Raw genomic sequence first — 14,259 nt, 5'->3', positions numbered from 1 at the left:
ACAGGCCCCAGGCGACACAGTCGCGTCACGACCGTCCACGGCGGACACCGGGCAGTTATCGTCGGAATGTGGCAAGGCGATCATCAAACTGCCGGTGACCCGAGGAGGTCGCGTGCGCGACATGTCCCCGCCCCTGCACCTGCGACGGGACGGATTCCATCCCGCCCCAGAGCTCTCCGCACTGCGGAACGACGAGGGGGTCGCCCGGATCCGCACCGTGTTCGGCACCGACGCCTGGCTGGTCACCAGGTTCGAGGATGTCCGTACGGTGCTGAGCCATCCCGAGCTGTACAGCAACGCCCTCGTGCCTCCGCTCCGGCCGCCCGGCGCGCCGCCGCCCAGCGCGGAGGAGGCCGCCGAGATGCGCGCCGGCAACCTGCTCGGCTCCGACCCGCCCGAGCACACCCGGCTGCGCCGGATGCTCACGGCCCAGTTCACCGTCCGCAGGATGCGCCGCCTGGAGCCCAGAGTCCAGCAGATCGTCGACGACCATCTGGACGCCATGGAGCGCGGCGGACCGCCCGCCGATCTGGTGACGGACTTCGCCCTCCCGGTTCCCTCCCTGGTGATCTGCGAACTGCTGGGCGTGCCGTACGCCGACCGGGCCGGCTTCCAGGGGACGTCCAAGCGGATCCTGGACGTGTCCCTGGCTCCGGACGAACGCGCGGCCGCGGCGTCGGAGGCCCGGGCGTACATCGCGGGCCTGATCAAGACGGTCCGGAACGATCCCGGTGAGGACCTGCTCGGGATGCTCGTACGCGAGCACGGCGACGAGTTGAGCGACACCGAACTCGCCGGCATCGGCAGCCTGCTGCTGCTCGCCGGGCACGAGACCACGGCCAACATGCTGTCTTTGGGCACACTCGCCCTGCTGCGGCACCCCGGCCAGCTCACGCTGCTGCGCGACGAGCCGCACCGTGTGGACGCCGCCGTCGAGGAACTGCTGCGGTGGCTGAGCATCGTCCATTCCGGAACAGTCAAGATCACTACGACCGAGGTCCGGCTGGGCGATCGGACCCTCGGCCCCGGCGAGACCGTCATCTGCTCCCTTCCCGCCGCCAACCGCGACCCGGGGCTCTTCCCGAACCCGGACGACCTGGACATCCGCCGGGATGCCATCGGCCACGTCGCGTTCGGGCACGGCGTCCATCACTGTCTCGGTGCTCCCCTGGCCCGCATGGAGATGCGAATCGCGTTCCCCGCCCTGCTGCGCCGGTTCCCCAATCTGCGACCGGCGGGCGAACCCCTGTTCCGCACCCTCACCGTCGTACACGGCCTGACCACGATGCCGATCACCTGGTAGGGGTCCCGCTCACCGCCAAGCACCCGTCCGCCGTCCGGCACTTCTCCCGCTGAACGGCGGGCGGCTGCTCACCATGCCTTGAGACGGCGGTCAAGCGCCCGCCTCGCGCGTGAATGCGCCAAACCGCTCGAGCAATCGGTTCTCGACGCCTCGCTCTGAAACTTTCCACCACGGGGCGCGTTTTCCCACGTGCTCAGAGAATTCCAGGGCGGCCTATTGACAGGGCGGGATCGCTTTCGTCACCGTACGCGGTTGTTAACGTTCACAACTTTGTGGCCCGGCGCGTGAGAACGCATTCATCGTGATCTCCTCGCCGTCGCGCGAGTGCGTATCGCCTGAAGGCGGCCGGACTCCCCTCCGGCCTGCGAAGCGCCGACGGCGGGCGGGCGTGGCCGAACCGCGAATTCGTGAACCACGGCGTCCGCGATGGAGGCATCAGATGCATCAACGGCGATTACGCGCAGTCCTGACTTCCCTGGCCACGGCCGCCTGCCTGGCCGGCGCCGCCGTAGGGACCACGGTCGCGGCACACGCCGCCTCGGCCGCCTGCCAGGTCACCTACACCGTCGGTTCGCAGTGGGGCGGCGGCTTCAGCGCCAACGTCGCGATCACGAACCTCGGTGATCCGGTCTCGGGCTGGACCCTGCGCTGGACCTTCGGCGCGGGGCAGACCGTCGCGCAGGCGTGGAACGCGAACGTGACGCAGAGCGGCAGCGCCGTGACCGCCGCCAACGTGAGCTACAACGGCTCCCTGGCGACGGGCGCGAGCACCTCGTTCGGGTTCAACGGCACCTGGAACAACGCCGCCAACCCGGTGCCGGCCGGGTTCACGCTCAACGGCGTCGCCTGCACCGGCGGGACGACCGCCTCCCCCAGTGTGAGCCCGTCCAAGTCACCGTCACCGTCCGCGTCACCGTCCGCGTCGCCGTCCAGGTCGCCGTCGCCGTCGCCGTCCGCGTCACCGTCCCGGTCGCCGTCGCCCTCGGCGTCGCCCTCGCCGGCCACTCCCCCGGCTCGGACGGTGCGGGTCTTCTGGCTCAAGCCCTCCGACGTGGCGTACGACCAGCGCTACCCGGACGGCATGGCCAAGGTCGTGCAGGAGGCGCAGCGCTTCTTCAAGCAGGAGCTGGGCAAGACGTTCACGCTGAACAGCACGGTCGTCGAGGTCGTCAACGGCGACCAGCAGCGCAGCTGGTACGAGAACACCCCGAAGTGCGGTGACAAGTACTGGTGGGCGGTGTGCAACATGCAGGAGGAACTGCGCCGCAAGTTCGGCCTCGGCGCGCCCGACAGCCGATGGATCAACGTCGGCGAGGTCAGCGCCGAAGGCGACGGCGCGGGTGGCGGCGGCGGCAACGGCTGGGTGATCCTCAGCGGTCACGACGCCGACGGCGCGGCCGGCCTCAACGGCGCGATGAACCGGTGGTACGGCGGCATGGTGCACGAGCTGGGTCACGCGTTCGGCCTTCCCGACGCCACGTCCACCGACGGAACGTGCATGTCGGCGTCCCTTTACGACTACCCGAACTGTCACTTCAGCCAGGCGCAGAAGAACGCCATTCTCAACGGTCCGTACGGAGGTTTCCTCTCCTGACGACCGGCGCGGGCGGCGCGGCCGGCGGCGCGCCGCCCCGTCGCCGTCCGGATATCGGCACCCGCCCCGTTTCCTTTCGGGAGGCCGAAACAAAATCCGGTCCCTGTGGAAAATGAAATATACATCACGGGTTTCGCGTTTCCCCGGCTTCTGTGGTCGCGTCCTTTCCAGGAAACCCGTGCGATGCCTATTGTTGCGTGCCCCTTTCTCCTCGGCCAAAAAGGACATGGTGATGCGACCGACTCGGCTCTTCCTGGGGATGGTGTCCGTCCTCGTCATGGGCGCCACGCTGGCGTTCGGAACGGCGACCCCCGCCGGGGCCGCCGTCGCCTGCACGGTGACGTACAGCACCAACGACTGGGCGGGCGGCTTCACCGCCTCCGTCACCATCCAGAACCTGGGCGACCCGGTCAACGGGTGGACGCTCGGCTTCACCTTCCCGAGCACCGGGCAGAAGGTGACCGACGGCTGGTCGGCGACCTGGTCGCAGAGCGGGCAGAACGTGACGGCCAAGAGCATGGACTGGAACGCCGCCCTGGCCAAGGGCTCGTCCGTGAGCCTCGGCTTCAACGGCACGTGGTCGGGGACGAACCCGAAGCCGTCGGCGTTCACCCTCAACGGCGCGGCCTGCACCGGCGTCGCGCAGTCCCCCACCCCCAGCAGCACGCCCAGCCCGTCCCCGACGCCGAGCCGCACCCCCTCGCCGTCCCCGTCCCGCACGCCGACCCGCTCTCCCAGCCCGTCGCCCACGCCGAGCCCGGGCGGCACCACCTGGAACCCGCCGGCCAACCTCGTCACCCCGCTCAACGAGGTGTGGCGGCACGAGGAGACGACGTACACCGACCTGTACGGGTTCAAGAACTACATCTGGGACCAGATCATGGCGGGCCGCGGGAGCATCAACTACTGCGTCCGGTGGGACTCCTCCGCCACCGTGTCGGCCTCCCTGCGCGACCGCATCCAGGCCAGCCTGGCCCGCTCGTTCAACAAGTGGATCGACCAGCTCGAAGGCTGGAACGGCTGGCCGTACCCGGACGTGAACGTCAAGGTCGTCGGCTGGGCCGTACGGGACCGGAACCAGCTGCAGTGGACCGACAACTCGGTCGACGTCTACGTGGGGAACATCAACGAGGGCGCGCCGCAGTGCAGCCCGCCCTGCGGCCGGTTCTTCCACCAGAACGGCGACTACTCCGGCTGCCCGGGCGGCGCGGCGCACCACTACGACATGTCCCTGTGGCTCACCGCGGGCATGACCGGCGGCGCAGGCGGCGACTGGGGCCAGCGGATCGGCAGCGAGTATTACGTGGGGGCGCTCGACAGTGAGAACATCCACATCCTCCTGCACGAGATAGGCCACGGATTCGGGCTCGACGACTTCTACGACTGGACGCCGACCGGCGTGTGCTGCTTCATCATGAACGCCGGCTCCGCGACCCAGATCACCGAGTTCGACAAGTGGATGCTGCGCGACTGGTGGCGCCACCTCAAGAGCCGGTACGGCTACTGACGCCGTCCATGAGCCGAGGTTCGGGGCGGGAGCGGCCGGACACGCCGCTCCCGCCCGCGGGCCGTCAGGCCGGCGGAGTGGCGAGGAGCTCCCGAGCCAGCCGCACCGCGCCGTCCACCGGGTCGGCGTCGAGCAGCATGACGGGGAGGTCCGGGTGGCTCTTCCCCAGCGCGTCGGCCAGGGCGGTGAACAGCCGGGGTTGCGTCGTGAGCACCCCACCCGCCGCGACCACCGCCGTGGCCGACGCCCCACGGGAGATCAGCGTCTCGACCAGCTTCGCCAGCGCCCGTCCCCCCTCCTCGACGACCTGCAGCGCGACGCCCGATCCCTGCCACGCCGCCCGGAACACGACGGGAGCGTGACGGCCCCACTCCTCCGCACTGGGCGATCGGGTCAGCGCGTGCGACAGCCCCGGCACCTCGTCCACGTGGAAGGCCGCGAGCAGGCCCCGCGCCAGCTCGTCCGGTGGGAGGCCGGCGTCGTACCGCAGGCAGGTGGCGCGCACGGCCTCGCGTACGAGCCCGGCGGCCGATCCCTCGTCACCGAGGGCCCATCCCCAGCCCCCGGCGAGGAGGGGCTCGCCGCCGGGGCCCGTCCCCGCGGCGACCGACCCCGTGCCGGCGATCACGCCGATCGCCCCCGGGACGCCGGCCGCGTGCGGCAGGAGGTGGGCGTCGTTGACCACCCGCACCGGGACCGCGAGCCTCGCGCTCAGCAGATCCCGCAGCCTCCGGCACAGGGACGCGCTGTCGCATCCGTGCGCGCCCACGCCCAGGGCGTCGTACGGCACCCCCCACTCGCGCAGGTCCGACACCAGCCATTCGGCCAGGTCGCCCATGTCCGACCCCAGGTCGCTGGGCACGACGCGGTCCGCGACGAGGCCCTCCTCCCCGGCCGCACGCCAGTGGGTCTTCGTCCCGCCCACGTCGACGCCGACGGCGACGCGACTCATGCGGTCTCCGCGGTGAGGGCGTCCACCTTCGTGTCGTCCATCGAGAACACGAACTCGCCCACCGGAACGTTCCGCGCGGCGGCCACCTTGGCGACGAGCCGCTGGAGGACGCCGTTCTCGAGGATCGCGCGGGCCATCGGAGCGAGCCGCGGGACCTCCACCTGCGGGACCGACGCGGCGCACGGGCCGACGTAGAGAACCCGGTGGCCGGCCTCGGCCAGTTGCAGGGCCAGCGCCGCCTCGCGCTCGTCCCCGATGACGAGGTGCGCGGTCCGGCCGGCCGACTCCATCGGCCCGTGGAGATACTGCCGGGTCTCGTACGCGGTGGCGGGAAGCCGGCAGGCCTCCCGCAGCATCAGCGCGCCCTCCTCGGCGGCGGTCAGTGACGCCCCGGCTCCGACGACGTCGACCGCGACGCTGTCCGCGACACCCTCCACGAGGACGTCGACGGTGTCCTCGGCCCGCCTGGCGGTCTCGTCCAGGTGGTCCGCCAGCGACTCCCAGGAGTCGGCCGGCGCGCCGAGCGCCCACGTGTCGGCCAGCATCCCGAGGGCGGCGAGCGTGACGGTGAAACCGGAGGTGGACACCTTGGAATCGGGCACCGACCCGCAGCTCAGCACGGTGCCCGCCAGTTCGGCCAGCGGGGATTGCGCAATGTTGACCACGGCCAGCCGCCGCTCCGCCTCCACCTCCCGCAGGCCGTCGATCGTCTCCGCGCTGCGTCCCGACTGGGACACCCCCGCCACCAGGTCGACGTCGGCGGCCGGGATGGACGCCGGGATCTCCCCGTATCCGGCCCTGCTCGCCCAGATGCCGTACGCGCGCAGCTGGTGCACGCAGGCCGCGAGCGCGGCGTGGCTGGCGCCCATGGCCACGAACAGCGGGCGGCGCGGCGCGGGCCAGGAGCCCGTGAGCTGCTCGCGCAGGGTGCGCACCGCGGAGGCCAGCGCCTCGGGCTGCCGGTCGAGCGCTTCGGACATGGAGATGTCGTGGGACATCGAACCTTCTCTCAAAACCGAGGGTTACTTGACAGCACCCGCGGCCAGCCCGCGGGTGATGTGCTTCTGGAAGATCAGCGCGATGAGCACCGGCGGCACGGCGGCGAGCAGGCCGCCCGCGGCCATCAGGCCGAAGTCGAGGCTGTAGCGGCCGGTGAACTCGGCCAGCGCCACGGGAACCGTCTTCGACGCCGGGGACGAGGTGAAGATGAGCGCGTAGAAGAACTCGTCCCACGCCATGAGGAACGCCAGGAGCCCCGCGGAGATGAGGCCCGGACGCGCCACCGGGAGCACCACCCGCACCAGCGCGCCGACCCGGCCGCACCCGTCGATGCGGGCGGCCTCCTCGAGTTCGGCCGGCAGGGCGCGGAAGTAGCCGGACAGCAGCCACAGGACGAAGGGCGTGGTGAAGGAGCAGTAGACCACGACGAGCGAGGTCCGCGTGTCGAGCAGGCCGAGCGTGGCGCCGGTCATGTACATGGGCACCACGAGGGCCAGCGGCGGCATCATGTACGTCAGCATGAAGACGAACAGCACCAGCCTGCGCCCGGGAAACCGCAGCCGCGCGAACGCGTAGGCGCCGAGCACGCCGGTCACCAGGCTCACCGCGACGCTGCATCCGGCGACGACCAGCGAGTTGACCAGGGCCACGCGGAAGTCGCCCGCGACCCCGCCCGCCGCCTGCGTGAAGATCGCCGCGTAGCGGTCCAGTGTGGGCGAGTCCGGCCACAGGTCGGGCGGCTTGCCGAGCAGGCCGGCCTGCGGGGACACGCTGGCGAGCAGCAGCAGGGCGAACGGCCCGAGGACGACGACGGCCAGCAGCGCGCCGCACAGGTACATCGCGGGGCGGTAGAAGCGAGAGGGTCTCACGCCGTTCCCCCCGAATCGGTACGGAGCACGCGCAGGTACACGAGCGACAGCACGAAGATGAACACCACGGTGAGGTAGGCGGCCGCGGAGCCGAGGCTGAACTCCTGGTTGGAGAACGCCTGCAGATAGGTGTAGAAGGCGATCGTGGTGGTCCCGGAGTCGGGGCCGCCCCTGGTCATGATGTAGATGATGTCGAAGACCTTGAACGCCTCGATGGTGCGCAGCACCAGGACCACCGCGATCGCCGGTTTGAGCATCGGGATCGTGATGGACAGGAACCGGCGCACCGCCCCGGCGCCGTCCATGGCCGCCGCCTCGTAGACGTCGTCGCCGATGGTCTGCATCGAGGCGAGCAGCAGGATCGCCACCAGGGGCGTGGTCTTCCAGGCGTCGACCAGTGCGACCACGAAGAGCGCCTGCGTCGGGCCGCCGATCCAGTCCTTGTAGGAGTCGAGCAGGCCGAGGTGCATGAGGAGGCCGTTGAGCGCGCCGTACTCGGGGTGGAGGATCCACCGCCACATGTTGGCGCTGACGATGGTGGGCAGCGCCCAGGCCAGGACCACGAGGCTGCGGAAGAACCACTGCCCGCGGATGCGCTGGTTGAGGAACTGCGCGAGCAGCAGGCCGACCACGAGTTCCACCGCCGTGGAGAAGACGGTGAACACCGCGGTGCGCCACACTGTGGCCCAGAACTCCGAGTTGGACAGCAGCGCCGTGTAGTTCGACAGCCCCGAGAACGAGAACTCGGTCTGCAGTGCCGAGGTGGCGTCGACGAGGCTGAGCACCAGCGTGCGGCCCATGGGATACAGGACGACGCCGAACACGACGATCATCGCCGGGGCCAGCAGCGCCAGGGCGAGCGGCCACTGCCGTTCGACCTTCCCCCTGCGCGGCCGCGCCCCGGCCGCCGTCGGCGGCGCACCTGTGGGGCGTCGCGCTGTCAGGGACACGGTCAGCCTCCGATGATGCGGTCGACCTTGGCCGCGGCGTCGGAGAGCGCCTGGGCCGCGGGTGTGCCGCCGACCAGGCAGGACTGCAGCCCGGCCTGGATCTCCTGGCTCACCGCGTTGTACTGCACGACCTGGGGGCGCTCGATCAGCGAGCCGTACTGGGCCTTGTCGGCCGCCACCAGCGGCGCCTGCGCCCCACCCGTGAGCTTCGGGTCCTCGTAGGCGCTGTCCCACACCGGCAGCGACCTCTCGACGTACTGGAGCTGGTTCTCCTTCCCGCACAGGAAGGCGACGAGCTGCCACGCGGCGTCGGGGTGCTTGGAGGTCGCGGTGACCGACAGGCCCATCGACCCGTCGACCGACGGCCACTGACCGCCCGGCCCCTTGGGGCTGACCGCGGGCTTCAGCTCTCCGACGATCTTCGACTGCTTCGGGTCGTTGGACTCGCTGTACATGTAGTCCCAGTTGAGCGCGATCGCCGCGTCGCCCTGGACGACGACCTTCTTGACGTCGTCCTCCAGGAGCTTCGTCGACGAGGGCGCGCTGAGCCCTTCGTCGAGCGTGCGCTTCATCCACTCCAGCGCCTGCAGCCCGCCGCCCTGGTGGAAGGCCGCCTTGCCCGCGTCGTCGAGGAAACGGCCGCCGAACGCGCCGAGGAGCTGCGCGTAGTCGCAGATCATCGCCTCGGCGTGCGCCCAGCTCCACACCAGCGGGTGCTCGACGACCTTCTTGGCCTTCAACGTCCTGGCGGCTTCGAGCACGCCGTCCCAGGTGGACATGGCCGACTCGTCGACGCCGGCGTCCTTCAGCATCCGGGTGTTGTAGAAGAAGAGCTTCCCGCCGGGGATCCACGGCATCCCGTACTTGCGGTCCTTGTATGTGATGGAGCCGAGCGTGCCGGGCAGGATGTCGTCCAGCCAGGCCTGCTCGTAGCGGTCGGTGACGTCGAGCAGCATGTTCTTGCTGGCCAGCTCAGCCGGCCAGATGCAGTCGATCAGCACGACGTCGTACGTGCCTGCCGGCGCCGAGATGACGATCTTGTCGTGCAGGGCCTCGTACGCGACGAAGGTCGGCTGGACCGTGATGTCCGGATGGGCCTTCTGGAACGCCGCGAGCATCCCGCGGGTGTCCTCTTCGCTGTAGCTGGCCTGCTTCATGAACAGGGCGTTCAGCGTGACGGGGCCCGAGGAGCCACCACTGCCGCGGGAAGGTCCGGACACGGCGCAACCGGGCAGGACCGCGGCCGCGCCGAGGACCAGCGGCAGGCTCAGGAGCCTCCGGCGTGAGATCGAGTGCATAACCAGCCTCCAGTTAGTTAGGTCATTTACCTAACGAAGTGGGCTAGGATATGTCAAGGGCAGGTACGAAAGGATCAAGTGGAAGCGGGAGCTGCGGGGATCCGGATGACATCACTGAGCGCGAGTGCACGGGCGGTGCTGGCGGAGCTCACCCGGCGCGGCCGGGCCACCCGGCCCCAGATCAGCCAGGCACTGGGCCTGTCCAAGCCCACGGTCTCCACGGCGATGTCCGAGCTCGAGGAGCTCGGCCTCGTGCGGGAGGACGGCTCCGTCCAGGGACACACCGGCCGGTCGGCGCTGCTGTGGCGCATCGGCGAGGGGGCCGGTCACGTGCTGGGCGTCGACGTCGGCGTCACCCGCACGCGCATCCACGCGCACGCGCTGAGCGGCGAGCGGCTGCTGGGCGTCAGCCGCGACGTCACGTCCCCGGCGTCCCGGTCCGGCACGGCGGACCTGACGGCCAGCGCCGACGCCGCGGGCGCGCTCCTGCGCGAGACGCTGCCGCGGCTCGGCGACAGCGGGCCGCTGCGGCAGATCGTGATCGCGCTCCCGACCGTCGTGACCGACAGGGACCCCGCCGCCGCCTCGCAGTCGCCCGAGGTGCACGACATGCTCAAGGCGCTGTCCCTCCCCCCGGCCCCGCTGCTCCTGGAGAACAACGTCAACTGCGCGGCCGTCGCCGAGGGGAACCTCGGCGTGGCGCAGGACGCCGCGCAGTTCGCGTACGTGCAGGCGGGTGTCCGGATAGGAGCGGCGCTGGTGATCGGCGGACGGCTGCTGCGCGGGGCGTCCGGCTGGGCCGGTGAGGTCGCCCATCTGCCCTTCCCCTGGGACGCCGGACAGGAGCCCGTCCCCGAGGGCCTGGAACGCTTCCTCGGAGCCGAGCATCTGTTGCTGCGTACGGCGGCCGCGTGGCCGGCGTCGGAGGGAGCCCCGCCCACGAGCGCCGAGGAGCTGTTCCAGCGGGCCGGCGAGGGCTGCCCGCCGGCGCAGCGCGCCGTGACCGAGCACGCCACGCAGGTCGGGCGGCTGGTCGTGGCGGTCGTCGCCCTGCTGGATCCCGGCCTGGTGGTCCTCGGCGGCGGGGTGGGCTCCAACCCGCTCCTCGTGCAGGGCGTCCAGGAGACCCTCAGCACCCTGTCCATCCCCGTCGAGATCCGCCGGAGCGGTCTGGGAGCGACGGCCACCGTCGAGGGCGCCGCCGTGCTCGCCCGCGAGCAGGCCCTGCACCGCCTGATCCACGCGTGACATCCCGTCCTCGCGGACCGAGCAGGGCCGGACCGGCCCCGGCACCGCGTGCGTCCGAACGTGGACGCGGCCGGCCGGTCGTGGGACCGGCCGGCCGCGAGTGCCGGCTGCTTACCGGGCTACTTGCCGGGTTCGCCGACGAAGGTCAGGTAACTGGAGTCACCCCGGCCCGAGATGCCCGAATTGGGCCCCAGGACCACGCGACCCGCCGCCATCCGCTTCTCGAAGACGACGAGCGGCACGTCCTGGCGGTCAGCGGGGATCTCCCACTTCGACAGGTCGCCCGAGAAGTCGTCGTCGAAGAGCACGGCGCCCTGAGGCGAGCTGACCTTGACGCTGTCGTACTCGCCGACGTCGCTGCCGCCGAGGTTGAAGCCGACCCGTCCGCGCGCGAAGGTGCCGTCGGTCCGGTCGTCGACCAGCTTGCCGTCGATGAAGGTGCGCAGGTGGTCGCCGATCGCCTCGATCCGCAGCGTGTACTCGTTCCCGGCCGCGGGCTCGATCGGGATGACCGAGCCGATCAGCGTGGAGCGGCCGTTGACCACCGTGCTCATGCGCAGCTGCCCGAGGCCGCCCGCGCTCCCGAGCGGACCCCCGATGTTCCACACGTAGCCGTTGCTGCGGTCCGGGGCCCTGAACATCACGCTGGCGCCTACCTGGATCTGGCGGACCTTCACCTCGATGACCTGGTCGCCCCAGTCCGCCCCGTCACGCGAGAGGGTCGCTCCGCCGCCGGAGACCCGCAGCCGGCCGCCGTCGACGATCTCGGTCCTGCGCAGGAACTCGCGCTTGCCGACGGTCATGCCGGTTCGCGTGAAGCCCTGCTCCTGGAGCCATGACGGCCACCACGTGCCCTCGCCCCGCCCGTCGAAGGCTACGTACACCGGCGCGGGCTTGGCCAGGTCGAGCGTCAGATAGTCGGCCGGGGCGTTCCGGGACGCGTCGCCGTTGGCTCCCCTGACCAGGGTCGATCCGGCGAGCGCGGGCGGGAGCGACGTGATCTGGTCGCTGCGGTCGACGTACGCCGAGACGCCCTCCCGCGCGGCCACGAGGGGGTGGAGCTTCTCGGGCGCGACGACGGACACGTTGCCGCTCTGGATCTGCGGCGTGGTCCGCGGGACGCCGAGCGTCTGGGTGCCGAGGTGCTTGACCGCGCTCGACTGCCGGCCCTCGACCTGCTGGAAGTGGAAGGACCCGTGCGGGCGGTCGACCCGCTCCAGCACGTACGACTTCCCGGCCTCGACGCGCGCCGAGATGACGGCGTCGCGAGTGGGAGCTACAACGAGCCTGCCCCCGGACCTGCCGTCCTCGACGAACCGCACCGGCGTGCCGGGCCAGGGGTTCGCGATCGTGAGCGTGTCCGCCGAGCCGGCCTGGATGCCGACCAGGGTCGGGGTGCCCCGGCTCACCTGGGTGCTGACCCGGTGGCCGCCGGCGATCACGACCGTACCGTCGACGGTCCAGTCGTCCGGCAGCGCGGTCGCGATCCGCACCGTCCCGTCACCGGCCTGGACGAGCGCGTCCTGCAGGGCGTTGGCCACCACGGCGTTCCACGAGCTGTACATGTTGTGGATCGACGCGGGGTCGTCGTTGCGGCCGTGCCCGGAGAAGCCGTTCGGGAACTTCTGCAGGTCCGCGGTGCCCTGGACGAGCAGCCGTTTCATGTCGGCGGCGCGGCCGAGGTCGGCGGCCCAGACCGGCGACTCGTCCCACTCCCGCGTGAGCGGGAAGACGCGTTCGGCGAAGGTGTCCTGCATGATCGTGGAGTCCTGGCCCACCAGCCCCCAGGGGCTGAGCGGCTCCATGTCCGTGTTCTGGGTGTTCTTCGCCGGCTCGTTCGTGGCGGACCAGGCGTAGACCTTCTTGCCGTCGCGCGTGGTGGTGGGCAGCTCGGGCAGCTTCTTCACCGCCGCGCGCAGCCGGCCGGCCAGGCCGCCGTCACCCCGGGCGTCGGCGAGGCCGGCGATGACCGGGAACATGACCTTCATGCCCACGAGGTCGGGCATGGGGTCCGTGGCGTCCCACTGGGTCTCGAAGGAGTTGGCGTGTTCGAGGTGCAGGAGCCCGTCGCCACCTTCCTTGAGCAGGGAGAGGTAGAACTTCGCGACCTCGCTCATCAGCGGGTAACCCTGGTCCAGGACGGAGGCGTCGCCCGTGAACCGATACTGGCGCCACAGGTCGTGCGCCACTTCGAGGCCGCCGGTGAGGATCTTGTTCGTCCACGTGGGCGCGACGCCGCTGACGCACCCGTCCGGTGTGCCGTCGAAACGCAGCAGCTCGGGCACGCACACGCCGTCGGCGCCCGGCCAGTGGCTCTCGGTCCACGCCTTCATCTGCGTCAGATGCGAGGTGTAGAGGTTGAGGTACGGCGCGTTGAAGCCGGCGGTCCCGGCCCCGTAGTTGGCGTTGACCTGCTGACGCAGGTTGAAATGGAACCAGGTCGAGGGCGAGACCGGGGTGTCCTGCCAGGGGTAGAGCATGTTGGCGGCGCCCGCCTGGCCCGTCGGCAGGTCGCCCCGCTGTGTGGCAGCCGTCGTGTAGAGCTGCTGGGCGCGGAGAGCCTCGAAGTATTCGCCGGTGCCGTCCGGGGATGTGATCTTCATCGGCGCGGCCTGCTTCCAGAAGCCGTGCCACCAGCTCAGGTGTGCCGCGTCGACCCGGTCCTGGGTCGCGCCCTCCACCGCCTGGCGGCCGGCCTTGCCGACGTCACCGCCGGTGTACGCGGGGCCCCCACGACGATGCGATAACTGCCGTTTGCGCGGGGCTTGAAGGTCAGCCGGACCGTGTTCGCGTCGACCACCGCCGCCCTCACGTCGCGAGCGTCCGCGGTGACGGCGGCCACGGCTCCGGTCGTCTTGCCGGACGCGGAATCGGTGAAGGTCTCCGCCAGCGCGCCGATCCCGCCCTCGGCGTAGGTGGTGGGGTTGCGGCCGTCCCAGAGGTTGAGGTCGGCGGTCTGCTCCTTCCCGGGCTTGGCGCCGGTGACCTCCAGCACGAGCTGGTCGCGGTCGGCGCGGACGAAGGTGCGCGCCGTCATGCCCCTCCCGCTCTGCTCCAGCACGGCGTCGGCCAGGTTCAGCCGCCCCCGGTAGTTGGGCGCGCCGGCGAGTTCGAAGAGCCCGGGTACGACGAGCCGGCCGGCCGACTTCAGGTCCGGGAACGTGTCGTTGCGGTTGAGCTGCGCGGTGAAGCCGTCCTGCGACCACACCGCCGCACCGAGGTGGCCGTTGCCCAGGGGCATGCTCTGGTAGTCGCGCCAGGCCGGGCCCTCGAGCACCAGGTCGGAGCGCGACACCACGGCGGCGGTGTCCACCTGGAACGCGCCGTCTCGCCACGCTGAAGCGGCCGGCTGGGCCGCCGTCGCCGCCTGCGCCGTGGTCGAAGCCGCCGATGCGGCACCCCAGGCAGGAGGGGTGACCGCCACGGCCGTCGTCACGGCGACCGCGACCGCCATCGTGGTCAACGCCTTGCCCATTGGGCACCCTCCTTACAGTCAAACGTTTGACTAGTTAGCGTCATGCGCAGCATGATTGTCGATC

Annotated in this window: 11 protein-coding genes; 4 read left to right on the top strand and 7 right to left on the bottom strand. The window is 70.9% G+C overall.

Going from position 1 to position 14,259, the window contains the following annotated elements:
* Positions 1 to 121 precede the first annotated feature (121 nt).
* The 3 genes from ACQEVJ_RS14960 (at position 122) to ACQEVJ_RS14950 (ending at position 4,404) form a co-directional block, all read left to right on the top strand.
* Complete coding sequence (locus tag ACQEVJ_RS14960; protein WP_433112736.1) at positions 122 to 1,303, top strand: cytochrome P450; 1,182 nt, start codon at positions 122 to 124, stop codon at positions 1,301 to 1,303.
* Between the two features lie 439 nt (positions 1,304 to 1,742).
* Entirely contained in the window at positions 1,743 to 2,897 is a 1,155-nt protein-coding gene (locus ACQEVJ_RS14955) for a cellulose-binding domain-containing protein (RefSeq protein ID WP_433101248.1), read from the top strand.
* A 232-nt stretch (positions 2,898 to 3,129) separates the two neighbouring features.
* Positions 3,130 to 4,404, top strand: a complete 1,275-nt coding sequence (locus tag ACQEVJ_RS14950) for a cellulose-binding domain-containing protein (RefSeq protein ID WP_433101246.1) — start codon at positions 3,130 to 3,132, stop codon at positions 4,402 to 4,404.
* Between the two features lie 64 nt (positions 4,405 to 4,468).
* Here ACQEVJ_RS14950 and ACQEVJ_RS14945 read toward each other — a convergent pair whose 3' ends face one another.
* The 5 genes from ACQEVJ_RS14945 to ACQEVJ_RS14925 are packed head-to-tail and all read right to left on the bottom strand — an operon-like array spanning position 4,469 to position 9,472.
* A complete protein-coding gene (locus ACQEVJ_RS14945) occupies positions 4,469 to 5,356 on the bottom strand; it encodes an N-acetylglucosamine kinase (RefSeq protein ID WP_433101244.1) in 888 nt (295 codons plus the stop codon).
* On the bottom strand, positions 5,353 to 6,354 hold the full coding sequence (locus ACQEVJ_RS14940; protein WP_433101242.1) for an SIS domain-containing protein: 1,002 nt from the start codon (positions 6,352 to 6,354) through the stop codon (positions 5,353 to 5,355). The genes ACQEVJ_RS14945 and ACQEVJ_RS14940 overlap by 4 nt, the downstream gene beginning before the upstream one ends.
* A gap of 24 nt (positions 6,355 to 6,378) precedes the next feature.
* Complete coding sequence (locus tag ACQEVJ_RS14935) at positions 6,379 to 7,224, bottom strand: carbohydrate ABC transporter permease (protein WP_433101240.1); 846 nt, start codon at positions 7,222 to 7,224, stop codon at positions 6,379 to 6,381.
* The gene (locus ACQEVJ_RS14930; protein ID WP_433101238.1) at positions 7,221 to 8,174 is read right to left on the bottom strand and encodes a carbohydrate ABC transporter permease; all 954 of its coding nucleotides are present in this window, start codon (positions 8,172 to 8,174) and stop codon (positions 7,221 to 7,223) included. The genes ACQEVJ_RS14935 and ACQEVJ_RS14930 overlap by 4 nt, the downstream gene beginning before the upstream one ends.
* 2 nt (positions 8,175 to 8,176) lie before the next feature.
* Positions 8,177 to 9,472: an ABC transporter substrate-binding protein gene (locus tag ACQEVJ_RS14925; protein WP_433101236.1), complete on the bottom strand. Its 1,296-nt coding sequence runs from the start codon at positions 9,470 to 9,472 to the stop codon at positions 8,177 to 8,179.
* Between the two features lie 105 nt (positions 9,473 to 9,577).
* Between ACQEVJ_RS14925 and ACQEVJ_RS14920 the strand changes: the two genes are divergently transcribed.
* The gene (locus ACQEVJ_RS14920) at positions 9,578 to 10,720 is read left to right on the top strand and encodes an ROK family protein (RefSeq protein WP_433101234.1); all 1,143 of its coding nucleotides are present in this window, start codon (positions 9,578 to 9,580) and stop codon (positions 10,718 to 10,720) included.
* A 119-nt stretch (positions 10,721 to 10,839) separates the two neighbouring features.
* On the opposite strand, the gene ACQEVJ_RS14915 is transcribed toward ACQEVJ_RS14920, so the two are convergent.
* Complete coding sequence (locus tag ACQEVJ_RS14915; protein ID WP_433101232.1) at positions 10,840 to 13,401, bottom strand: glycosyl hydrolase family 95 catalytic domain-containing protein; 2,562 nt, start codon at positions 13,399 to 13,401, stop codon at positions 10,840 to 10,842.
* A complete protein-coding gene (locus ACQEVJ_RS14910; protein WP_433101230.1) occupies positions 13,359 to 14,195 on the bottom strand; it encodes a hypothetical protein in 837 nt (278 codons plus the stop codon). Before ACQEVJ_RS14910 ends, ACQEVJ_RS14915 begins: the two co-directional genes overlap by 43 nt.
* Positions 14,196 to 14,259 lie beyond the last annotated feature (64 nt).

This window comes from Microbispora sp. CA-102843 (assembly GCF_050936215.1).
GTDB lineage: Bacteria > Actinomycetota > Actinomycetes > Streptosporangiales > Streptosporangiaceae > Microbispora.
The sequence above is the reverse complement of the archived record's forward strand: the minus strand, read 5'-3'. Positions and strand labels throughout refer to the sequence as shown.